This is a genomic window from Microbacterium excoecariae (assembly GCF_011326725.1).
Classification (GTDB): Bacteria; Actinomycetota; Actinomycetes; order Actinomycetales; family Microbacteriaceae; genus Microbacterium; species Microbacterium excoecariae.
Window position 1 is genome coordinate 2,087,036 of sequence record NZ_JAANCO010000001.1, and the last position, 22,790, is coordinate 2,109,825.

Annotated in this window: 19 protein-coding genes; 11 read left to right on the forward strand and 8 right to left on the reverse strand. The window is 73.4% G+C overall.

All coding sequences use genetic code 11. From position 1 onward, the window contains the following. The 3 genes from G8E01_RS09670 (at position 1) to G8E01_RS09680 (ending at position 3,345) form a co-directional block, all read left to right on the forward strand. Complete coding sequence (locus G8E01_RS09670) at positions 1 to 1,311, forward strand: DUF58 domain-containing protein (RefSeq protein WP_166319064.1); 1,311 nt, start codon at positions 1 to 3, stop codon at positions 1,309 to 1,311. A gap of 84 nt (positions 1,312 to 1,395) precedes the next feature. Further along, the gene (locus tag G8E01_RS09675; RefSeq protein ID WP_166319067.1) at positions 1,396 to 2,847 is read left to right on the forward strand and encodes a catalase; all 1,452 of its coding nucleotides are present in this window, start codon (positions 1,396 to 1,398) and stop codon (positions 2,845 to 2,847) included. Between the two features lie 66 nt (positions 2,848 to 2,913). After that, positions 2,914 to 3,345, forward strand: coding sequence for a transcriptional repressor (locus G8E01_RS09680; RefSeq protein ID WP_166319070.1), 432 nt, complete (start codon positions 2,914 to 2,916; stop codon positions 3,343 to 3,345). Positions 3,346 to 3,358: 13 nt separating this feature from the next. Here the strand turns inward: G8E01_RS09680 and G8E01_RS09685 are convergent, their stop codons facing one another. Then, positions 3,359 to 4,354, reverse strand: a complete 996-nt coding sequence (locus G8E01_RS09685; protein ID WP_166319073.1) for a stage II sporulation protein M — start codon at positions 4,352 to 4,354, stop codon at positions 3,359 to 3,361. A 16-nt stretch (positions 4,355 to 4,370) separates the two neighbouring features. Here G8E01_RS09685 and G8E01_RS09690 point away from each other — a divergent pair, with 16 nt between their 5' ends. Next, the gene (locus G8E01_RS09690) at positions 4,371 to 5,207 is read left to right on the forward strand and encodes an RDD family protein (protein WP_166319076.1); all 837 of its coding nucleotides are present in this window, start codon (positions 4,371 to 4,373) and stop codon (positions 5,205 to 5,207) included. Between the two features lie 9 nt (positions 5,208 to 5,216). Here the strand turns inward: G8E01_RS09690 and G8E01_RS09695 are convergent, their stop codons facing one another. Next, the gene (locus tag G8E01_RS09695; RefSeq protein ID WP_166319079.1) at positions 5,217 to 5,429 is read right to left on the reverse strand and encodes a DUF3499 family protein; all 213 of its coding nucleotides are present in this window, start codon (positions 5,427 to 5,429) and stop codon (positions 5,217 to 5,219) included. Between the two features lie 23 nt (positions 5,430 to 5,452). Between G8E01_RS09695 and G8E01_RS09700 the strand changes: the two genes are divergently transcribed. After that, positions 5,453 to 5,917 carry a hypothetical protein gene (locus G8E01_RS09700; RefSeq protein WP_338100789.1) on the forward strand — a complete coding sequence of 155 codons (465 nt, stop codon included), beginning with the start codon at positions 5,453 to 5,455 and terminating at the stop codon, positions 5,915 to 5,917. Between the two features lie 18 nt (positions 5,918 to 5,935). Here the strand turns inward: G8E01_RS09700 and G8E01_RS09705 are convergent, their stop codons facing one another. The 4 genes from G8E01_RS09705 to manA all read right to left on the reverse strand — a co-directional run bounded on the left by G8E01_RS09705 (position 5,936) and on the right by manA (position 11,785). Continuing rightward, a complete protein-coding gene (locus G8E01_RS09705) occupies positions 5,936 to 7,312 on the reverse strand; it encodes a DUF5719 family protein (protein ID WP_166319081.1) in 1,377 nt (458 codons plus the stop codon). Positions 7,313 to 7,320: 8 nt separating this feature from the next. Beyond that, the gene (locus G8E01_RS09710) at positions 7,321 to 10,098 is read right to left on the reverse strand and encodes a glycosyltransferase (RefSeq protein WP_166319083.1); all 2,778 of its coding nucleotides are present in this window, start codon (positions 10,096 to 10,098) and stop codon (positions 7,321 to 7,323) included. Positions 10,099 to 10,163: 65 nt separating this feature from the next. After that, a complete protein-coding gene (locus tag G8E01_RS09715) occupies positions 10,164 to 10,499 on the reverse strand; it encodes a WhiB family transcriptional regulator (protein ID WP_166319085.1) in 336 nt (111 codons plus the stop codon). 146 nt (positions 10,500 to 10,645) lie between these two features. Further along, positions 10,646 to 11,785, reverse strand: a complete 1,140-nt coding sequence (gene manA / locus G8E01_RS09720) for a mannose-6-phosphate isomerase, class I (RefSeq protein ID WP_166319087.1) — start codon at positions 11,783 to 11,785, stop codon at positions 10,646 to 10,648. 60 nt (positions 11,786 to 11,845) lie between these two features. Between manA and G8E01_RS09725 the strand changes: the two genes are divergently transcribed. The 5 genes from G8E01_RS09725 (at position 11,846) to G8E01_RS09745 (ending at position 18,078) form a co-directional block, all read left to right on the forward strand. Continuing rightward, positions 11,846 to 13,321 (forward strand): O-antigen ligase family protein, encoded by a 1,476-nt coding sequence (locus G8E01_RS09725; protein WP_166319089.1) that lies wholly within the window; start codon positions 11,846 to 11,848, stop codon positions 13,319 to 13,321. Further along, positions 13,318 to 14,652 (forward strand): O-antigen ligase family protein, encoded by a 1,335-nt coding sequence (locus tag G8E01_RS09730; RefSeq protein WP_166319091.1) that lies wholly within the window; start codon positions 13,318 to 13,320, stop codon positions 14,650 to 14,652. Before G8E01_RS09725 ends, G8E01_RS09730 begins: the two co-directional genes overlap by 4 nt. A 66-nt stretch (positions 14,653 to 14,718) precedes the next feature. After that, positions 14,719 to 16,629: a glycosyltransferase gene (locus G8E01_RS09735; RefSeq protein WP_166319093.1), complete on the forward strand. Its 1,911-nt coding sequence runs from the start codon at positions 14,719 to 14,721 to the stop codon at positions 16,627 to 16,629. Then, positions 16,626 to 17,639 (forward strand): glycosyltransferase family 2 protein, encoded by a 1,014-nt coding sequence (locus G8E01_RS09740; protein ID WP_166319095.1) that lies wholly within the window; start codon positions 16,626 to 16,628, stop codon positions 17,637 to 17,639. The genes G8E01_RS09735 and G8E01_RS09740 overlap by 4 nt, the downstream gene beginning before the upstream one ends. After that, positions 17,626 to 18,078, forward strand: a complete 453-nt coding sequence (locus G8E01_RS09745) for a DapH/DapD/GlmU-related protein (protein WP_166319097.1) — start codon at positions 17,626 to 17,628, stop codon at positions 18,076 to 18,078. Before G8E01_RS09740 ends, G8E01_RS09745 begins: the two co-directional genes overlap by 14 nt. A 9-nt stretch (positions 18,079 to 18,087) precedes the next feature. Here G8E01_RS09745 and G8E01_RS09750 read toward each other — a convergent pair whose 3' ends face one another. After that, a complete protein-coding gene (locus tag G8E01_RS09750) occupies positions 18,088 to 19,878 on the reverse strand; it encodes a glycosyltransferase family 2 protein (protein ID WP_166319100.1) in 1,791 nt (596 codons plus the stop codon). A 64-nt stretch (positions 19,879 to 19,942) separates the two neighbouring features. Beyond that, on the reverse strand, positions 19,943 to 21,025 hold the full coding sequence (locus tag G8E01_RS09755) for a glycosyltransferase (RefSeq protein ID WP_166319103.1): 1,083 nt from the start codon (positions 21,023 to 21,025) through the stop codon (positions 19,943 to 19,945). 73 nt (positions 21,026 to 21,098) lie between these two features. Between G8E01_RS09755 and G8E01_RS09760 the strand changes: the two genes are divergently transcribed. Next, on the forward strand, positions 21,099 to 22,790 hold the full coding sequence (locus G8E01_RS09760) for a glycosyltransferase (RefSeq protein WP_166319106.1): 1,692 nt from the start codon (positions 21,099 to 21,101) through the stop codon (positions 22,788 to 22,790).

Genomic DNA, 22,790 nt, shown 5'->3' on the forward strand with positions numbered 1-22,790 from the left:
GTGTTCGTCACCGGACGCTTCCCCCTCCTCGTCGCCGCAGGCGCCGTGCCGCTCGTCGCGCTCGGCGCCACGGCGCCGCGCGCCTGGGGGATCCTCGGCGCGTGGGTGGTGGTGTGCGTCACCGTCGCGGCGATCGACGCGCTCGCGGCGCCGCGGCCCGACGCCCTCCGCATCGGCCGGGACGCGCCGGCGCGCGCGCGGCTCGGCGAATCCGTCCTCACGCGGATCCGGTTCGTCAACACGGGCGGGCGCACGGTGTCGCTCCGCGCCCGCGACGCGTGGCAGCCGACCGCGGGTGCGCCCGCGGAGCGCCTGACCGCGCGGATCCCCCCGCACGAATCGCGGACCCTCGACGTGGGCCTCCTTCCCCGGCGGCGGGGGGAGATCGTGAGCGCCTTCGTCACGGTGCGCACGCTCGGACCGCTCGGCGTTGCCGGGCGGCAGGCAAGCATCGCCTCGGAGGCGCGGGTCCGCGTGCTCCCGCCGTTTCGGGCAAGGCGGCACCTCGCCAGCCGCGTCGCGCGTCTCCGCGAGCTCGACGGGTCGACGTCCCTCCTCGTGCGGGGGCGCGGCACGGAGTTCGACTCGCTGCGCGCGTACGTGCCGGGCGACGACGTGCGGTCGATCGACTGGCGCGCGACGGCGCGGTCGCGCGAGACGGTCGTCCGGACCTGGCGCCCCGAGCGCGATCGGCACGTGACGATCGTGATCGACACGGGGCGGACGGCGGCCACCCGCGTCGAGGACGGCACGCGCCTCGACGCGACGTTCGAGGCGGCGATGCTCGTGGCGGCGCTCGCCGACCGCGCGGGAGATCACGTGCACCTCGTCGCCTTCGACCGGGAGGCCCGCGCGCGGGTGTCGGGCGCGTCGGGCGCCGACCTGCTCCCGGCGATCGCGGACGCGCTCGCCGGCGTCGACGCGCGTCTCATCGACACGGACTGGGACGCGGCGCTCGCCGAGGCGCGCCGGATGGCCCGGCGCCCCAGCCTCGTCGTCCTCCTCACGGCGCAGGACGACGTGACGAGCTCGCGCGCGTTCCTCGCCAGGCTCCCCGGCCTCGCCCGCGGCGGGACCGCGGTCATCGTGGGCACCGTCACCGACACGGGCCTCGCCGAGGCCGCGCGGTCGGCGGGGAGCATGACGGAGGTGTTCCACGCCGCCGCCGCCGAGGCCGCCCTGCGCGAGGCCGAGCGCGTCGCCTCCGCGATCTCGCGCGCGGGCGCGGAGGCGCTCGCCGACGGGCCGGAGGCCCTCCCCCCGCGGATCGCCGACCGATACCTCGCCCTGAAGCGCGCCGGGCGCCTGTAACTCCTTGCACCCGGGGCCCATCGGGGGCAAGCTAGCGGCGCGCCCGCTGGTGGCCGCGGGCGCCTCCCGAGGAAAGGATCAGCCGTGGCCGAGATCGACTACACGACGACGCAGACAGGGACGCCCGTCACGAGCGACGAGCACTCGCTGACGACCGGCCCGGACGGGGTGACCGCGCTCCACGACCGCTACCTCGTCGAGAAGCTGGCCTCCTTCAACCGCGAGCGGGTGCCCGAGCGCAATCCGCACGCGAAGGGCGGCGGTGCCTTCGGCACCTTCCGCGTCACCGAGGACGTCTCTCGTTATACCCGGGCGGCCGTCTTCCAGCCCGGCGCGGAGTCGGAGGTCCTCCTCCGCTTCTCCTCGGTCGCCGGAGAGCAGGGGTCCCCGGACACCTGGCGCGACGTGCGCGGGTTCGCGCTGCGGTTCTACACGTCCGACGGCAACCTCGACATCGTGGGCAACAACACCCCCATCTTCTTCATTCGGGACGCGATGAAGTTCCCCGACTTCATCCACTCCCAGAAGCGCACGGGCGCCGCGGGGCTGCGCAACGCGGACATGCAGTGGGACTTCTGGACCCTGTCGCCCGAGTCCGCGCACCAGGTGACCTACCTCATGGGCGACCGGGGCCTGTCGCGGTCCTGGCGCCACCTCAACGGCTACGGGTCGCACACCTATCAGTGGGTCGCGGCGGACGGCGAGCGCTTCTGGATCCAGTACCACTTCGTCTCGCGCCAGGGCGTCGAGCTCATGACCGCCGACGAGGCGGAGAAGATGGCCGGGGCCGACGCCGACCACTACCGCCGCGACCTGTTTGAGGCAATCGAGCGCGGCGACTACCCGACGTGGGACGTGTTCGTGCAGGTGATGCCGTACGAGGACGCGAAGACCTATCGCTTCAACCCGTTCGATATGACGAAGGTGTGGCCCTTCGAGGACTACCCGCGGATCCGCGTCGGCGAGTTCACGCTCAACCGGAATCCGCAGAACTTCTTCGCGGACATCGAGCAGGCCGCTTTCTCGCCGGGCAACCAGGTCCCGGGTACGGGGATCTCGCCGGACAAGATGCTCATGGCGCGCGTCTTCGCCTACAACGACGCGCACCGCCACCGCATCGGCGCGAACTTCAGCCAGCTTCCGGTGAACCAGCCGCACGCGGCGCCCGTGTTCACGTACCAGCACGAGGGCGCGATGCGCTATCACGCGAACCCCGCCGGGACCCCGGTCTACGCGCCGAACTCGTTCGACGGGCCACGCGCCGACCCGGCCCGCGCGGTCGAGGCGTCCTGGGAGTCCGACGGCGAGCTCGTGCGCAGCGCCTACACGCTGCACAGCGAGGACGACGATTTCGGGCAGGCCGCGACCCTCTACGGCGAGGTCTTTTCGGACGCCGCCCGATCGCGGTTCCACGACACGCTGGCGGGCCAGTACCGCGCGCTCACGGTCGAGGCGATCCGGGAACGCTTCCTCGCGTACTGGGGCCAGGTCGACCCGCGGATCGTCGACGGGATCCGCGCCGCGCTCGGCGAATGACGGACGCGGGGGCGGGCACCCGCCCCCGCTCATCCGAATCATTCAGAACACGGTAGAATTGCGACGGTGACCACCGACTCGATGCCCGACGCCGCGGACCTGCTCCGCGCCGCGGGCCTGCGCGTCACGATGCAGCGCCGCGCGGTGCTCGAGGCGCTCGCCGGTCGCCCGCACGCGCCGGTCGACGAGCTCCACGAGGCGGTGCACGCGCGCATCCCCGGAATCGCGGTGCAAACCGTGCACGGCATCGTCAACGACCTCACCGACGCGGGGATCGCGCAGCGGGTGAGCCTGCCCGGCGCCGCGAGCGCGCTGTACGAGATCGCGGCCGACGACAACCACCACCACATGCAGTGCGTCGTGTGCGGCCGGGTGGAAGACGTCGCGTGTGCCGTGGGCCGGGCCCCGTGCCTGCACCCCTCCCACGATCACGGCATGCGCCTACTCGAGGCGAGCGTGACGTACCGCGCGGTGTGCGCGGCGTGCGACGCCGCGTAGCCCGACACCGGCATCAGCCCGCGACGAGCCGCGGCGTCCCCGCCTCGTACTCCCTGACGTCGCCCGTCTCCCCCGCGCGGGCCGCGCGCCGACCCACACCGAGCATGTAGGCGAGCAACGCGCCGAGGGCCGCCGCGCCGATTCCGATCTTCACCGCGGGCGGCCAGTCCTGGCGCGTCACGAAGCCTTCCACGACACCCGACAGGGCGAGCGCGAGAACGAGACCCACGACGACCGTCGCGAGGGCTCGCCCCTCGGACGCGAGCGCGGATCCGCGCGACGCGCGCCCCGGGCTCACCCACGCCCAGAAGATCCGGAGGCCCGCGGCGCCCGCGACGAAGATGGCGGTCATCTCGAGGAGGCCGTGCGGCAGGATGAACGCGAAGAACTCCGGCCCGCGCCCGAACCACGTCATGACCGCGGCGGAGGTCCCGATCCCGACCGCGTTCTGCAGCAGCATCCACGCCGGCCAGAACCCCGTCACCCCGAACATCACGCACTGCGCGGCGATCCACGCGTTGTTCGTCCAGACGAGCCCCGCGAACACGCCCTCGGCGTGCTCGCTGTAGTAGCCCACGAAATCCTCGTCGGCGTACTGCCGCAGCTGGGCCTCGTCCCCGAGCGCGGCCATCGTCTGCGGATCCTGCTGCAGCCACCACGCGACGAGGCCGGCGATCGCCACGAACGCGGCCGCGATGGCGAGCGTGAGCCAGCGCAGCCGGAACAGCGCGGCCGGCAGCTGCAGGGCGAAGAACCGCGGCACCTGCCGCCAGGGGTTCTCGGGCGCCCCCGTCAGGCGCAGGCGGGCGCGGGAGAGCGCGCTGGAGAGGTGATCGCCGGCCGCCGACCGGCCGAGGGCGGTCTTGATCGTCGCCAGATCGGCCGACGCGGAACGGTAGAGCCGCACGAGCTCGTCGGTCTCGGCGCCGGTGAGGCGGCGCCGGCGCGCGAGCGCGTCGAGGCGGTCCCACTCGGCACGGCGGACGTCGATCAGCGCATCGATGTTCACCTGATTTACTGTACGCATGTCGCCGACCGCCCACCCGACCGGATCGACCGCCGCCTTCGCGGTGCACAACGACGAGGTGCTCACGGGCGAGGCAGTCGCCCTCGACGTGCAGCCGCTCGGGCTCGGTCTGCGCGTCGTCGGCGGGCTGATCGACGCGGTCGTCGGGTGGGGTCTCGTCCTCCTCATCGTCGGATGGGGCCTGCAGAGCCTCGCGGCGGGCGGAGTGCTCGACGAGGCGACGCTCCAGATCGCGACGATCGTCGCCTACGTGGTGTGCTTCGCCGGGATCCCGATCACGGTCGAGACGCTCACGCGGGGCCGCAGCCTGGGTCGCCTCGCGGTCGGGGGCCGGATCGTGCGCGCGGACGGCGGCGCCGTGGGGTTCCGGCACGCCTTCGTGCGGGGCCTCGTCGGCGTGCTTGAGATCTACCTGACCTTCGGCGGCCTCGCGCTCGTCGTGGCGGCCTTCACGCCGCGCGGGCAGCGCCTCGGCGACCTCGTCGCGGGCACCCACAGCGAGCGCGACCGGCGCCCGCCGCTGCCGGCCGCGCCGCCCGAGGTCCCGCCGGCGCTCGCCGCCTGGGCCCGCGTCGCCGACGTCGCGCGGCTGCCGGACCGCACCGACCAGCGCATCGCGCGGTTCGCCGCGGGCGCGCACCGCATGGACCCCGCCGTGCGCGCGCGGCTTGCCGCGGAGCTTGTGCGGGAGGCCGCGCCGTTCGTCTCGCCCCAGCCCGCGGCGCCGGACGAGGCGGCGCTCGCCGCGATCGCCGCCGTGCGCCGGGCGCGCGAGCGCCAGGCGCTCCTGTCGGAGAACGCGCGCGCCGAAGCGCTCGCGCGCCGGGGCGCCTGAGGGCGAGAGCTAATCGTCGTCGCGAAAGAGCGCGTGGCGGAGGACGGTCCAGCCCTGCGGCACGGACAGGCGGTCGGTGTGCAGCGCGCACAGGTCGTGCGCGTGCGGATCGTTGCCCGCGCCGAGCGGCCCGAGCGCCGCCATCCGGCCCGCGTAGTCGAACGTCATCGTCGCGAGCGCCTCGCGCTCGCAGCCCACCTTCGAACAGATTCTGTCGCCCACGCGCTCGAGCCTATGCTGAGGGGATGAAGTGGTGGGACCGCGCGCGCCGCGCCGAGCATGATCAGGCGGTGCCCCGCCCCGCGGCCGGGCGCCATGGCCGGCACGGCCGCGTCGGGCGAAGCGCGCTCACCCGACCCCCCGTGCCCGCGATCGGCTCTCGGTTCGATCGATTCGAGATGACGGTGACCTCGACGGCGGACTTCCTCCGCGGCACGTGGAGCGACCTGCGCGATGTGCGGTTCGAGATCGCAAGCATGCCGATCGCGGAGTCCGACGAGACCGTCCCGCGCTGGAGCGTCGACGTCCCCGGGCGCCGCATCGTGCTCTACCGGGTCGCGATCGAGCGCCTATCGAAGGCGCACGGCGTCCCGCTCCTGCAGGCCGACGAGTTTCACCGCCGCGCGCTCGTCGAGGGCGCCGTCTTCCGCGCCGCGGCCGAGTACCTCGGTCGCGATCCGTTCGACCTCGGCGCGGATCCGTACCACTGAGCCGCGCGGCCCCGACCGCTACGGAACGACGGTGATCGGCTCCGGCGTCGCCACGTCCGGCGCGACCGGGAACGCCCCCATCGCCTCGTCGGTGGCGGAGGAGACCATGCCGAAGACGGCGCCGTCCTCGACGCCCACGCGATAGGTCGCGTCCGCGTCCAGGACGAGCGACTCCGAGGCGCCCGCGGCCACCTCGAGGACCTCCTCCTCGTCCGCACCCAGCCGCGTCACCCGCACCCGGGCGGATCCGTCGGCGGCCGCGGCCACCGAGATCCGAGCGCGGCCGTTCTCCGTCTCGGGCACGGCGACGAGCGTCTCGCCCTCGACCGCCTCGGGCGCGGCGAGCCACGCAAAGTCGCGCGTCCCGGTCTCCTTGACGGCGGCGACGAGCGCCTCGGAGCCGTCCACGCGCACGGTGTAACGCCCGGGCTCGAGCCCGTCGAGCGCGACGTCGATCGGCGCGGCGTTCTCGATCGGGACGGCGGTCGAGGACGCGGTCTCGCCCGTCTCCTCGTCGATCACCGCCACCGTGACCTGCTGGGCCTCCCCCGAGGTGCCGAGCAGGCGCAGGAGGGGCTCCGCGCCCGGCGTCTCGGTCGCCTGATCGGTCACCACGACGCCCGGAATCACGGCCGAGGTGGCCGGCGTCGTCGGCGCCTGGATGTCGATGCCGCGCGGCTCGAGCGTGTCGATGATGCTCGTCTGCAGGGCCGATCGCACGGGGGCGCCCTCGGAGGTCACCCGAATCACGGGCGCCTGCTCGCCGCCCGCGATGCTCGCCACGGGAATGGCGCGCGTCGTGTGGGCGGGGAGCGCGAGTTCTCCGCCCGGGGGAACGGATCCGCCGTCGACGCCGAAGACCTCGATCGTCACGGTGGCCGTCACGTCGGAGGAGTTGGCCAGCGTAATGATGCCGGTCGTCCCCGTCGCGGTCGCGCCGCCGACGAGCCAGGCCTCGGAGGCGCCGGGGCGGCACGCCGACATCGCGTACCCGCCGAGGTCCTCCTCGTCGAGCGACGCGGAGACGGCGCCGGCGACCGATATCCCCTCGTCGCCGTCCGGGCGCTGCGAGACGACCGGCGCCTCGCCAACGCCCTCGAACTCCAGCGCGTCCGCCACCGCGGGCTCCTCGCCGCGGGCGTTCTCGGCCGTCAGCGTCGTGCCGGCGGCGGACGAGATGCCCGAGGCGTCGGCGGCGTCGCGGCCGAGGGCGACGATGTCGCCGTCGCACGACATGACGATCTCGGCGGGAACCGGCGCCACCTCGACGCGCGGTGCCGCCGCCTCGCCGCCGCCTCGGCCGGTCAGCGTGGGCCAGGGCGCGACCGCGACCGCGGCGACCGCCACGGCGAGGACGAGGCCCGCCGCGACGCCGGACAGTCGCGCGGGACTCACGCGGATCCTCATACGTCGGCCTCCTGCCGTTCGCCGATGATGCGGGGGGACGCGGACACCGCGGCGCGGGTCGCGCGCGTCGGGAAGGCGAGGAGGAGCGCGGCGAGGAGGAGCGCGACCTGCAGCGCGGTGACGAGCCATACGGCGGTCGTCTCCGCCGCCGTGAGGCCGTCGCGCTCCGCGATGTCGCCGTCGACCCGCCACAACACGCCGCTCGCCGTCTCCCCGACCCGCACGAAACCGCTGCGCTGGTCCATGGAGGCGGTCGCGGTGAGCGCCATCACCCGCTGGTCCGCGTTCTGTGGCCCGGGCTCCTCGCGCAGAAGCACGAAGGAGATCCCGGCCTGAGCGAGCGGCTCCGTCACCGCGGTCGCGCCGCCCGACACGATGTCGGCGGCGAGCGACGCCAACCAGGCGTCCTCGTCCGTCGCTTCCAGCGCCGTCGCCTGGACGCTCGAGCGCCCCCCGAGCGTCTCGCTGGCGCCCCAGATCACGTTCGCGGCCGCGGATCCGTCGGCGAGCGGCGTGAGCGCCAGCGTCCCGATCTCGCGATCGTTTTGCGCCTCGGCGGCGACGTACGCGGGCAGCGTCGTGTCGCTCGCGTCGTGGATCGCGGCCCCGCCGCGGTGCAGCGCGGTCGCCTGCGGAACGATCGCCACGGCCGCGAGCGCCACCGCGACGGCGGCCACGAGGCCGGGGCGGACGCCGAGGGTCCCCATCCGATCGATCGTGATCGCGCTCGCCGCGACGAGCCCGAGCCAGGCCAGGCTCGCGGCGGACCCGGCCCACACGGGCACGGCCTGGCCGTTCGCGAACGACAGCAGGGCCGTCGGGGCGACGAGCGCGGATGCCGCGCCGAGCGCCGCGACGGCGAGCGCGCTCACCGCGAGCCGCGTGCGCCGGGTCGCGGGCGCTGCCAGGGCCAGCAGCACGACGGGGACCGCGAGCACGAGGTACCACGGCGAGAGGGACTCGGCGAGGTCGGCCGGCGCGCCGAACCCCGTGAGAAGGCCCTCCCAGGCCCCCGCCCCGATGGCGCTATCCGCGGGCGAGGCGGCCCCCGGATCGGCCAGGATGGCCCAGGGCGTGCCGCGGCGCACCTGCTCGACCACGAGCGGGGCGAACATCGCCACCGACGGCACGACCACCCAGATGACGCGGCCGACCGCGTGCTTCGCCCAGACGGCCGCCGCGACAATCCCGAGGGCCCAAGCGACGAGGACGGGCGGCCACAGCCACGGCCCGCACGCGAGCACCCCCACCAGGAGGAGCGAAGCGGCGCCGGCGGTCGTCCAGGATCGGTGCGCCGCGGCGACCGCGAAGGCGAGCCACGGCAGGAGCAGGTGGAGCAGGACGGCGGCGGGCCGTCCCGACATCAGGGCGTCCCAGAACGGCGGCGCGACGCCCCACAGCACGGCGAAGGCGATCCGGGCGGCGGATCCGTTCGCGACGCGGGTCGCCGCGAACCACCCGCCCAGCACGGCGAGCGGGAGCGCCGCGACCCAGAGGATGACGAGCGCGAAGGAGGGCGCCGCGGGCCACAACGACCCCACGAGGGCGACGACCGCTCCGAAGGGATCCGCGGCCCCGACGTCGAAGACGCCCTCCGCGCGGAGGCCGAACAGCGCGTCCGACCACAGGCCCGCGAGCGTGCGCCGGAGCGGGAGGAGCGCGCCCCCGCCGATCCCGGACCAGGTGAACAACGCCACGAACGCGGCCACGCTCACCGCGAGCGCCGCGAGCACCGCCCACGCGCCGCCGCCCGAGAAGAAGCGCAGGGGCGCCCGGGAGCCGGCCCGCGCGTCCTCGGCGGCGTGCTGGCGCTCGCGCAGCTCGCCGCGCGGGATGCGCAACGGGTCGACCTGACGCCAGCTCCCCGTGCGCCCCTCGGCGATGCGTCGGCGCGAGCGCACGATCGCGCCGACGCGCACGAACTCCGTGGCCGCCGCCATCCACTCGGGCGCCACGCGCCCGGGCCTCTTCGCGAAGAGCGCGACGCCCGAGCTCCACAGCGCGAGGGGAAAGAGCAGGATCCACAGCACGGGCGCGAGCGCGATGGGCGCGTACGCGATCCGCCGGTGCAGGTACGCCACGCGCGCGACGTAGGCCCGCGTCAGCGCGAGCTGGGTCGGCGGCGCGACCTGGACCCGCGCCTGCGGTGCGAGCGCGACGCGCCGGCCGGCGAGACGGGCGCGCACGCCCATGTCGAGACCCTCATCCGCGCCGAGGAGCGCGCGGTCCGGCACGAGCTGCGCCACGATGTCCTCGCGGACGAGCATCCCGCGCACGTCGGCGCCGAGCACGTCGTCCGCGTGATCGTGCTGGCCCTGGTCGTATTCACCCCGCGCGAGCTCGACGCTGCGCCCCGAGGCCGTCATCGTCACGCCGAACGACTCGAGCACGCGGCGGTTCGCGGCGCGGACCACCTTGGGGGCGGCCAGGGCGACCGACGGCTGCCGCTCAAGCGCCGCCGTCAGCTCCGCCAGCGCGGCCGGCTCCGGGAGCGTTCCCTCGTCGAGCAGCCACACGGCGCGACCGGCCGGCACGCGCGCCAGGGCGAGCTCGACCGCGCCGCCGAAGGGGATGCTCTCGGGCGCCTGGACCGCCGCCTGCGCCCGCGAGGCGTCGACGGCCTGGCGCAGGGGCGCGGGGTCGCCGCACACGACCACGGTGAGCCCCGCGATCGGGACGGTCTGTGTGCGGAGCGCCGCGAGGGAGCGCTCGAAATCCGCCGCGGCGTGGGGGGACGACCGCGCGATGAGGACGACGTGAACTGGGGCGGGCATGACCCCGCAAGCCTAAGCGCCGCGCGGCGTCACGCCGCCAGGGACACGCGGGCTGTCGGGCGAGTCTAGGACGCCTGCTGCGCGCGCTTGAGCCGGCGACGCTCGCGCTCGCTGAGACCGCCCCAGATCCCGAACCGCTCGTCGTTCTCGAGCGCGTACTCGAGGCACTGCGCGCGCACGTCGCACGAGTCGCAGATCCGCTTCGCGTCGCGCGTCGAGCCGCCCTTCTCCGGGAAGAAGGCCTCCGGATCCGTCTGCGAGCACAGCGCCTCCGACTGCCACGACAGCGCGCCGTCGTCGCCCTCGTCGTCCCCGCGACGCGGGACGCCCGGGACCCCGAGCTCGACGGGGTCGACGAACCAGTCGGCCGGCGCCTCGGAACGGTTGTGCGGTGCGGTCATGGTGCTCTCCCCCTCGGACAGTCCTGATGCAGGTACCTTCCCTGGGTAATTACACCCGTGTGATTCGCGAAATTCAAGTCGCAGATCGTAGAGGGTTCATGCGCGGATTGAAGGTGCGGGGGATATCGGCGTGTCGCGCGCGGGGCTTACGCGCCCTCTTCGGCCAGGAAAACCTCGCCGGATCCCTCGACGCTCACCTCGCCCGCGCCCGCGACGATGACCGCCCGTCCGGCAGGAATCGTGGCCTGGTCCGCCCCCTCGCGCACCGTGACGGATCCCGCGACGCACAGCGCGATGGCCGGGCCCGAGACCGCGACACGCGCGGGCCGCGCGGGCGAGACCTCCGCGCGCAGCAGGCGGAAATCACGCACGGGCGCGGGGTACTCCTCGAAACCATGGCTCCCCCCGTTGAAGGCGCGCGGCAGCACGACGGGCACGGGGCCCGCCTCGGGCGCGAGGATGCGCATGAGTTCGCCGACGTCGATGTGCTTCGACGTGAGGCCGCCGCGCAGCACGTTGTCGCTCGCGGCCATGATCTCGACCCCGAGGCCCGACTGGTACGAGTGCAGCTGGCCCGCGCCGAGGAAGAGGCCCTCGCCGCGCCGCAGCACGACGAGGTTCATGAGCAGGCCGACGACGACGCCCGCGTCCCCGGGGAAGTCCGCGGCGTTGTCGCGCGCGACCGACAACTCGGTCGCGAACTCTGTCGAGCGGGCATCGCCGAGCGCCGCGAGAATCGCGGCCACGACCTCGTCCGCCTCGCCCGAGAGGAGCCACCCGACGGCGTCGGTCAGGGAGGCCGCGTCGGTCGCGCGCGCCGCGAGCGGAGCGGCCGCCTCCCCCAGCGCCGCGAGCAGGCGCTTCGTCGCCGCGGGCTCCCTGAGCCCGCACAGCGCGACGAACCGGTCGCTGAGCGCCACGATCATCTCAGGCTTGTGGTTGTCGTCGACGTAGTTGCGCACGGCGGGCGCGTCGTCGGTCTCCCGACGGTACCCCGCCTCGGCCTGCGCCTTGGTCGGGTGCACCTGGATGGACAGGGCCTTCGACGCGGCGAGGAGCTTGAGCAGGTACGGCAGCCGCGCGCCGTCACCGACGCCCTCGTCGCGGATCCACGCCTCGAGCGTGCGGCCCGTGCCGTCGAGCACGTCGGCGGGGTCGGACGGGTGATCGCCGAACCAGACCTCGGCCTCGGGTGCGTCGGCGGGGGCCCGCCCCTCGAGATCCGCGATCAGCGATCGCGAGCCCCAGTCGAATCCGCGCGGGGCGTTGGTGAGTGTCGCGAGCATGTCTCCAGAGTAGGGCCGAGCGGGTCGGGCCCGCGCACGCGGCCGCGTAGTCTGAGGGGCATGGCGCACCGCACCCGGCACCCCGTCGCTCCCGCGCCGCGCGCGCCCCGGCGCGAGTCGACGGCGCACCTCGCGCTGCGCGCCTACGCGACGTTCATGCTCTTCTCGGCGCTCGCGTACTCCTGGTGGTACAACCTCCTCGGCGCGGTCGGCGCCGCGGCCCTCATCGCCGCGTGCGTGCTCGGGACGCTCGGCATCTGGATCCCCCACCTCGCCCGCCGGCGCGGGCGCCGCGCATACCCCTGGCGCCGCCTGCCCTGGGTCGCGCTCGCCTACGTGGCCCTCGCGCTCGCGTCGACCGCCTGGTCCGCCTGGCCGCTCGCGACGGTCGGCACCGGGGCCGTCATGGTCGCGTTCACGCTGCAGGCGCTCTTCCTCGCGGACATGCTCACGTGGGGCGAGATCATCCGCGCCCTCGAGGTCGCGCTGCGCTGGGTACTCGGCGCCTCGCTGGCGTTCGAGGCCTGGGTCGCACTCTTCGTCGGCCACCCCATCCTGCCGAATTTCTTCGCGACGGAGGGCACGCCGGATCCGCACTGGTACTGGGTCCGCGGAAACCTCTTCGACGACTGGCTCGTGGGCGATCGCATCCAGGGCATCGTCGGCAACGCGAATCTGATCGGCATGCTCGCCCTCCTCGCGCTCATCGTCTTCGGCGCCCGCCTGCGCCTCGCGATCCTCGATCGGGCCTCCGCCGAGACCCTCGTGTTCCACGGCCTCTGGATCGCGCTCGCGCTGTGGATGCTCGCGCGCGCGGGGTCGGCGACGGCGCTCGCGGCGGGCGCCGTGGCCGCGGGCGTGCTGCTCGTCGCGCTCGTGATGCGCCGCCAGCGCACCGCGCGCGGCCGGACCCGGGTGTACGCCGCGTTCACGGCGCTCGCGGTCGCGCTCGCGGCCGCCGCGTGGGCGCTGCGCGGGCCGGTCCTCGACGCGCTCGGCCGCGACGGCGGGCTCACCGGCCGCGATGCGATCTGGTCCGCCGTGTGGGAACGGGCGGCCACCCACCCCGTCGTCGGAAATGGGTTCTCCTCCCCCTGGGTCCCCTGGCACCCCGCGTTCGCGGGCTGGATCGTCGACCACGACATCACGGTGTTCCAGGCGCACAACATGTGGCTGGACGCGTTCCTGCAGCTCGGCGCGCTCGGCGTCGTGCTCGTCGCGTCGGTGTACGGATCCGCCCTGTGGCGCGCGTGGTTCTTCGCGGTGGACCGCCCGCGGTGGGACGCGCACGCCGAGCGCGCATACTCCCCCCTGACGCTCGTGCCGATCCTCGTCGTCTGGGCCCTCCTCACCCAGGGCCTGACGGAATCGAACCCCGTCATGCTCTGGGGGTGGCTCGTCGTGGTCATGTTCGTCGCGAAGCTGAAGGTCTCCCCCGTCCTCACCCACCCCGACTCCGGAGCCGACATCGGCCGCCGCCGCCCGCGCCGGGGCGTTCCGCGCGTCGCGGAGCCCGCGGTCACGCCCGCCTCATGACCTCGATGCGCCGGGCTGCGCGGACGGCCATCGCGACCTCGCTGCGGTCCGCGGCCTTCGCCCGCGCGTACACGGTCACGGCGCTGGGGGCGGGCCTCCTCACGGCGGCGATCGATCGCGTCAACGGGCCCGTCACGCTTGCCACGATCGTGACGGGGCTCGCCGTCCTCGGCGGCGCCGCGCTGTTCGCCCGGCGCGACGAGCTGTCGCTCGTCGGGTTCGCCCCCACGACCCTCGTCGCCTTCCTCGCCTGGGCCGCGGCGAGCGCCGTGTGGGCCATCGACGGGGCGCACGCGCGCGCCGTCGCGGCGTGGCTGTCGCTCGCCGCGTGGGCGCTCATCGGGGCGACGATCGCGCACCTCCGGGACACGCTGCAGATCGCGCGCGCCGCGGGCGACGTCTTCCGCACCCTTCTGGCGCTGTCGCTCGCCCTCGAGGTCCTGTTCGGGATCCTCCTCGACCAGCCGCTCGGCCGCCTGGGGATCGCGGGGGATCTCGCGTACGGCGGCCCCGTCCAGGGCCTGTTCGTCACCCGCAACCTCCTCGGCTTCGTCGCCGTCCTCGCCCTCGTCACGTTCGCGATCGAATGGCGGGCGCGCGCCGTGGCCCGGCCCGTCGCCGTCGCGTCGCTCGTCCTGGCGGGGCTCATGACGGTGCTCTCCGGCTCCCCCGTCGCCGTCGTCCTCGCGGCGACGCTCGTGCTCGCGGAGCTCGCGCTCGCCCTCGCGCGGCGCGCCCCGCGCGGGCGGCGCGCGCGGGTCCACCTGGCCCTCGCCGGCGGTGCGCTCGTGTTCGTGACCCTCGCGTTCTGGTTCCGGCACGCGATCATCCGCTTCTTCGCGGCGCGGTCCGGGTTCGCCGCGCGCGCGGACCTCTGGAACGCGCTGATCGACTGGGTCCGCCACAAGCCGGTGACCGGCTGGGGGCTGTTCGGATCCTGGCGGGGCGAGCCGTTCCCGACGAACATCCTTGCCGTCGAGCTCGGCGGCGCGCACGGATCCGCGCTCAGCGCGTACTTCGACGTGCTCCTGCAGCTCGGGTGGGTGGGCCTGCTGCTGTTCCTCCTCGTCGGGCTCTTCGCGCTCGGTCGCGCCTGGCTCGCCGCGGCCGACCGCCGTTCCGTCGTGTACGCGTGGCTTCCGCTCGTCCTCATCGCGATCCTCGTCGAATCCGTTTTCGAGAGCTACGCGCTGCACGACATCGGATGGCTCCTCCTCGTCGTGTGCGCCGTGCGCGCGGGCCGCGAACGGTCGTGGCGCGCGCGCCTCGACCCGGCCGCGCCGGTGCCGCCCCCGCTCCGGCCTCAGGGCAACGCGGGGCGGGCCGGGTAGAGTTCGTCACGGCCTGTCCGCGCGCGAGCGGGCCACCGATTCCTCACTTTTCGGAGCAATGCGCCTATGCCGACCGTCCTCCAGCACGTCGTCCTCCCCACGGAGAATGACCCGGACCTCCTGCCGCTGTACCTCGACGCCGACACGTGGTCGACGATCGATGGCGAACCCGTGCGGGTCGCGAGCAACACGCAGATCGGCGACGTGCTCGGCCGGCGCAGCGCCCGCGTGCGCGCGGGCGGGCGGACATCCTTCGGGACGTACTTCAACGCGTTTCCCGCGTCGTACTGGCAGCACTGGACGGGGGTGCGCCGGATCGCGCTCACGGTCCGCACGAGCGGACCCGCCACGGTCCTCGTGTACCGCTCCAACGGATCCGGCATCTCGCAGCGCGTCGACCTGGCGGAGGTGGCGGGCGACGCCGAGACGGTGTTCGACCTGCCGCTGACCCAGTTCTCGGACGGCGGCTGGATCTGGTTCGACGTCGTGGCGGGCTCCGAGGACGCGACGGTCGTCTCGGCCGAGTGGACAACGGACCACGCGCCCGTGCGCACGGGCCGCGCGTCAGTCGGCATCACGACCTTCAACAAGCCGGACTTCTGCGTCGCGACGCTCGGCGCGCTCGCGGAGAGCCCCGAGGCGCTCGAGGTCGTCGACCGGATCTTCCTCATCGACCAGGGCACCCGCCGCGTCGACGCACACGAGGGATTCGCGGCGCCGGCCGCCGCGCTCGGCGACGCGCTCGAGGTCATCACGCAGCCGAACCTCGGCGGATCCGGCGGATTCTCGCGCGCCATGGTCGAGACGCTCCGCCGACCCGAGAGCGACTTCGTGCAGCTCCTCGACGACGACGTGCGCATCGAGCCCGAGGCCATCCGGCGCTCCGTCCTGTTCGGCCGCTACGCGACGACCCCGACGATCGTCGGCGCGCACATGTTCGACCTCCTCGACCGCGCGAAGCTCAACGCCTGGGCCGAGGTCGTGGACGAGGAGCCGTTCATGTGGCGCCCGCTCCACGACGACGTGATGCCGCACGACTTCCGCCAGGCGAACCTGCGCCAGTCGCCGCTCCTGCACGCGCGCATGGACGCCGATTACAACGGGTGGTGGATGTGCCTCATCCCCACCGAGGTGATCCGGTCCGTGGGGCTCGCCCTTCCGGCCTTCCTCAAGTGGGACGACGCGGAGTTCTGCCTGCGCGCCCGCGAGGCGGGCTACCCGACGGTCTCCCTCCCGGGCGCCGCGCTCTGGCACGTGTCCTGGGTGGGCAAGGACGACGCGATCGACTGGCAGGCGTACTACCACGCGCGCGGCCGGCTCGTCGCGGCGCTGCTGCACTCGACCGCCCCGCGGGGCGGCACGGTTCTGCGGCACAGCCGCCGGGCCGACCTCAAGCACCTCATGATGATGCAGTACTACCCGACCGAGCTGCGCCACCTCGCCCTCGAGGACGTGCTGTCCGGGCCCGCCCATCTGCATCGCACGCTCACGACCCGCATGCCCGAGGCGCGGGCGCTCGCGGCGTCGTTCCCCGAGACCGTGGTGCACCAGGATCCGGACGACGTCCCGCGCTCCCGTCGCGGCATGCGCGTGTTCCCGCTCCCCCGCCGCGGCGAGAAGGCGGGCCCCGTCGGCCTCGCCCGCGCCGTGTTCACGGCGCGCACGCTCGTCACCCAATTCCTCCGCCGACCCGCCGCGCACCACGCGGACGTGCCGGACGTGGAGTTCGGCAAGCGCGACGCCGACTGGTGGCGCGTCTCCCACGTCGACTCGGCGCTCGTGAGCGCGGCGGACGGCTCGGGCACGCAGATCTACACGCGCGACCGACGCGCCTATCGCCGGCTCCTGCGGCGCTCGCTGCGGCTCCACCGCGAGCTCGCGCGGCAGTGGCCGCGGCTGGCGCGCGAGTATCGCGCCGCCCTCGACGACCTCGTCTCGGAGCCCGCCTGGCGCGCGCACTTCGAGCACAACGCATGACCGCCTCCCGCGAAAGGTCCACCCCCGTGAGCGCACCCGAGTTCGACCCGAACGGCGCGACGATCGTCGTCGTGACGTTCAACCGCTCCCACCTGCTCGCGCGGCTCCTCGAGTCCGTCGACCGCATGGATCCGCAGCCGGGCCGCGTCGTCGTCATCGACAACGCCTCGTCCGACGACACGACCGAGGTCGTCGCGGGCTTCCGCGACCGGATCGGGCCGGAGCTCGTCTATCGGCGCCTGGACGAGAACACGGGCGGATCCGGCGGGTTCAGCGAGGGGATGCGCACGGCGTACGAGCTGGGCTCCGAGTGGATCTGGCTCATGGACGACGACGTCGAGGTACTCCCGGACGGACTCGCGGCGATGGGCCGCTGGACGCCGCGGTTCCAGAGCATCCAGGGCCGCCGGTACGACTACGACGGCTCCGAGTTCTACTGGCAGTACCGGGTCTCGACCTCGCTCGGCATTCCGATCCCGTTCGCGCCCGCCGACTTCGACGACTCCGGGTACCGCGAGATGAACTCCGGGTGCTTCGAGGGGATGTTCATTCACCGCGACCTCGTGGCGAAGCTCGGCCTGCCGGATCCGCGCTTCTTCATCTACTGGGACGACACGGTCTACGGCTATCTCGCATCGCTCCACACGCCCTGCGCGATCGTCAACGAGTTCGTCCTGCAGCGCACCCGCGAGATCAAGCAGTGGGACATGGGCACGCGCCACCTCAACGCGTCGAGCGACATGTATCGCTACTACATCATGCGCAATCGCGGCATCATGCGGCACTACTACGCGGCGCACGGCGACTACCGCCCGGTGCGGTTCGCGATCGGCACCGCCGCGACGTTCGCGAAGGAGCTGATCCGGCTCGGCTTCGTCGAGCGCAAGGTCACGGGCACGGGGTGGCGCAACCTTTGGCGGGGCATGCGCGACGGCCTCCGGATCGCGCGCGACAAGAGCTTCGCGATCATGCCCCCGCTCGAGGCGGCGGACCACGATGCTCGAGGTTGACGAGACCGCGCGCGTCGACAAGACCGTGCGTTTCAACCACGGATCCTCGGATGTGCGGGTGGGCGCGCGGACGAAGATCTATCGGGGCGGGGAGTTCACCGGCCCCGTGGCTATCGGCGAGGACGCGTTCATCAACCGCGACGCCTACGTGCGCCCCCACACGACGATCGGCGACCGCGTGAACCTCGGCCCCTTCGTCCGCCTCGTGACCGACTCGCACGCGATCGGCCCGCACGAGCGGCGCGCCGGGACGGTGCGACACGACCCCATCGTGCTGGGCGACGGCTGCTGGATCGGCGCGTCCGCCACGGTCCTGGGCGGCGTCACGGTGGGCGCCGGGGCCATCGTCGCCGCGGGCGCGATCGTGACCGAGGACGTCCCCGACGACGTTCTCGTCGCCGGCGTGCCGGCCCGCGTCGTCAGGCGGCTCGACGCCTGATGACGCGGCTCACACCTCGGGCGAGCGCCACCCGCGCCACTGCTCGAAGGACCCCTGCACGAGCTGCGAGGCGGTCCGCTCCCAGGTGTGCTTCGACGCGTGACGAATGTACATGTACCCGAGGCTCTGGGTACGGTACGCGACCCCGCCCTGCGTCTCGACGCGGATGAGCACGGAGCGATCCGTCGAGTTCGGCGTCGGCCGCCACCCGCCGAGGGCGTCGAACGTCGACCGCGAGAGGAGCATGGCGCCGCCCGCGACCTGATCGTGATACCGCTCGGTCGCGAAGGTCCGGTGGACGGTCTGTCCGACCTCCTCGAAATAGAGGAACTCGGTCGTCTTGCCGACGATGTCCGCCCGCGAGTACAGCGCGGCCAGCACGAGATCGGACACGTGATGCTCGCTGTACCAGTCGTCGTCATCGAGCTTGGTGATCAGGTCGCCGGACGCGTGGCGCACGCCCTCGGCGAGCGCGCCGCCGAACAACACGGATCCCGGCACCTCGACGATGCGCACCGCGAGATCGCCCAGGTCGACGCCGTCGAGGTTCGGCGCGGGCACGCCGTGGACGACGACCACGACCTCCATGTGGGGATAGGTCTGGCGCGCCATCATCTCGAGCACGCCGGGCACGAGCTCCGTGCGCATCGTGGACAGCACGACGCTCACGCGCGGGAGATACCGCGTGCCCGTCGCGGACGCCACGGCGCTCGCGAGCCGGAAGAATCCGCCGTGTTCGTGCATCGCGATGCGGCGCCCCTCGACGGCGCGCCGGTCCCGCTCGAGGCCCAGCTGCTGGCGGTAGGGACGTCGGATAACGTCCGCGAGCGCGGGGGCGAGGGCCTCCGCCGGGACGTCGACGGCGGCGGGGAGACTGTGGAGGATCGTGTCGGTCGCCGTGATCTCCGCGAAGCGGGCGGCCAGCCCCTCGGGCAACCGCTCGAGCCCCGAGAGATCGATGCTCTCGACGCGGCGCAGCGCGCGCACGGTGGGCGCGTCCAGCGGGCGGCGCACGTCGAAGTCGACGGGGTGCGCCGTGGCCGGTTCGATCGGCAGGATCCGGGCGCGGTTTCCGTCCACGACGAGCCGCCTGGCCGGCGGGGAGGGCTGGAACGTCAGCGGCCGACCGATCGGGTTGTGCGTCAGGAGGTCGAGGACGGGCAGCTCGGTGCGCGGCCGCCCGTGAACCGCCTCGTCCGTCGTGAGGTGGTGCGTCGCGACCTCCTCCGCGAGGCGACGCGGCCCGCCGATCGCGACGTCGGCGCGAAAGAGGCCCACGCCCTGCAGCCGGTCCACCATCGGCTCCACGGGCGAGACGGTGCGCGTGGGCAGGAGCGCCAGCGCCTCGCGACCGGCGCCGGGCGCGACCGCGACGAGCGGAAAGCCCGCGCCCGCGTGGGGCGCGTCGGGCGCGAAGACCCCGATCAGGGCCGCCGCGATCTCGGTCACGGTTGTGGGCTCCGTGACCGTCACGGTCGCGGACGCCCGGGAGCGGCGCACGTCGAAGTCGGACGAGAAACGCGACAGCGCGCGGATCTGGCCCAGGCGACCGCGCCAGCGCGGCACGGGCGCCTCCCAGTGGGCGAGCCGCACATCCAGGCGCGTGACGCGGACGACCGGGTCCCGCGGCAGCGCGAGGACGCGTAGCGCGTCGACGCCCTCGAGCTCGAGGTCGAGCACGCCCCCCGCGGCCTCGGGCCGACCGACGAGCGCGTCGATCTCCTCCGTCGAGACGCGGATCCGGCCGCCGTCCCGCGAGGGGTCGCCGGAGGCGGGGCTCGTGCGTCGAATTCTGGGCATGCGCATCCCCTTGTGGTGTCGAGAGAAGGTCACGGAACAGGCTAGCCGCGCGTCGCGGGCGCGCTCAGCGGCGCTCGATCAGGCGTGTCACGAGGTCCGCGTAGGCCTCGCCCATAGCGCGCGGCGGGCGGGCGGCCGCGAACGCGCGGGCGGCTGCGCGCGCCTCGGGCGCGAGGAACCATTCGTCGGCGAGGAGGCCCGCGATCGACTCGGCGGGATCGTCGTGATCGAAGAAGCGGATCCACGCCTGGTCGCCGTAGTCCTCGACGAGGTGCGGCTCGTTCGGCAGCAGGACCGGCACGCCGTAGGTGGCGGCGAGGTGCATCGTCCCCGAGTTGAGCACGCGACGGTACGGCAGGACGAGCACGTCCGCGGCGCCGAACCAGGACGGCAGGTCCTCGTCGAGCACGCGCTTCAGGTGGCGCGTGATGCGGGCGCCGCTCTCGTCGAACGACTTCAGCGCGTTCTGCACGGGCCCGAGCGGCCGCCCGGCGATCAGCACCTCGAGGTTCGCGCCGCGCGAGACCGCCAGCTTCGTCGCGCGGGAGAGGTCGACGATGCCCTTGTAGGGCCGGATCCACCCGAAGAACATGATCGTCGCCCGGTCCGCGCTCGCGCCGACCGCCGCCCGCGCCTCGGCGGCGGGGACGGGGTCACCGTATACACCGTCGTAGCTGCAGTGCTCGATCAGGACGACCTTTTCGGGCGGGATCGAGTAGAAGTGTCGCGCATGCTCGACCGTGTGCGGGCTCAGCACGTGGATCGCGTCGGCGAGCTTTCCCAGCACCCGGTGGAGTCGCACGGCCTGCGGGCGGTATGCGGTGTCGTGCGGGAGGACGTTGTGCACCGTCCACAGGATCGGACGCCCGAGCGTCTTCGCCGTGAACAGCGCGTCGAGGAACAGATCGACGCGGCGCTCGGCGTCCGCCTCGTCCTCGGCGTCCTCCGTGACCGGCGTCGGCCACTGCACGTGCACGAGGCCGCGGCGTTCCGGGCTCGTCAGCTCGATCAACGTGTCGCGGAAGGTCGTGCGCCCGGTCGGCTCGAACCCACGCTCGATCGCGACGGCCTGCAGCATCCGGACGTACGGGTTATCGAGCCATCCCGGGTAGTTGAAGATCCGGGTCTCGTAGGGCGCGTCGGGCATGCGGGCGAGTCTATCGGCCCGCCCCTCGGCATTCCCGGCGGGGCGTCAGGACCCGTCGGGCTACACTTTCGGGGTGACTTCTGCCGATCTTCGCACCGACGCCCCCGCGATCGTCACCCGCAACCGCTGGCGCGACACCTTCGACGGAACGCTGCCGGAGGGGTGGGAGCCGACGATGTCCGTCTCGGTGATCATCCCCGCGTTCAAGAGCAAGACGCTGGAGTTTACGCTCGCGTCGCTCGCCGCACAGGACTACCCGGAGCATCTCCTCGAGGTCGTCGTCCTCGACGACGGCGGCGGCGAGGAGCCCGTCGAGATCGGCGAGTACGCCCACCCCAACACGCGCCTCATCCGCGTGCACGAGGTGAACGACGGGTGGGGCCGATCGAACGCCACCGACATCGGCATCAAGGCGACGACCGGCGACATCATCTACTGGGTCGACTCGGACATGATCCTGTTCCGCGACAACGTGCGCCAGCACGCCAAGTGGGCGCACTTCATCCCCGAGGCCGCGACGATCGGCGACAAGGGCTTCATCGAGGAGTGGGACTACACGCCGGAAGAGGTCTACCGCAAGGTCCTCGACGGCACGATCGCGGACGACTACGACCGCTCGACGCTCCACGAGCACTGGTCGGAGGAGATCTACCGGAAGACCGACGACCTCAACGACTCGCACGGCCGCAACTACTCGACGCACATGGGCGCCTGCGCGTCCGTGACGCGCGAGGTATACGACCGCACCTTCGGCCAGGACACGCGCCTGCACCTCGGCGAAGACACGGAGATCGCCTACCAGCTGTGGCAGGCCGGTGCCGTGTTCATCCCCGCGCACGACGCCCTCTCGTGGCACATGGGTCGCGGCACGGTCCAGGACCACGCCGCCAAGGTCTCCTGGCACAACGACGTCCACTTCGCGCAGCGCATGCCGATCCCCCGGTACCGCCGGCGCGCGGAGAGCCGCGTCTGGGAAGTGCCCCTCGTCACGGTCGTCACCGAGGTGACCGCCGAGACCGCCGCCTGGGCGCGCCCGGCGGTCGACCGGATCCTCAACAACACCCAGACCGACCTCCGGGTCGTGCTCGTCGGGCCGTGGTCCGAGCTGCACGAGGGGCGCCGTCGCATGCTCGCGGATCCGATGAACGAGCTGTATCTCGTGCGCGAGTGGTTCCGTACGGATCCGCGCGTCGAGTTCGCGACCGAGGCGCCCGAGACGGTCTTCCCCTCCCCCTTCCGCGTCGACATGCCGATCACCGCGGGGCTCTCGCCCGAATCGATCCACGAGATGTATCGGCTCATCGATCAGCCCTGGCTCGGGGCGATCCGGTTCTTCACGCCGGGCCACGACAACGACGACGCGGTGACGATCTGGAACTCCGCCGTCGTCGCCCGCGCGCGGCGCTACGTGACCGACGAGCTCGCCCTCGAGGACGTCGTGGACCGCATCGCGGGCTTCGAGTGGGCCTCGAGCGAGCGCGCCCACCTCTTCGACCTCCGCGAGGCCGAAGATCTCGAGGCGAAGGTCGTGCGGGAGGACCCGCGGGTCCCGCGCCTCGAGAAGGACCTGTGGCGGATGCGAAAGCGCGCCGAGGCCGCCGAGCAGCAGCTCCGCGAGCAGGGTTCTCTGCCCCGTCAGGCCGCACGGTCCCTCAACCGCGCCACGGGCGGTCGCGCAGGTCGCGCCGCGCGCGGGACCAACCGCGTGCTCGGGGGCGCCCCCGCGCGGCTGCTGCGCCGACTGCGCCGGTTGGTCACGCGCTGA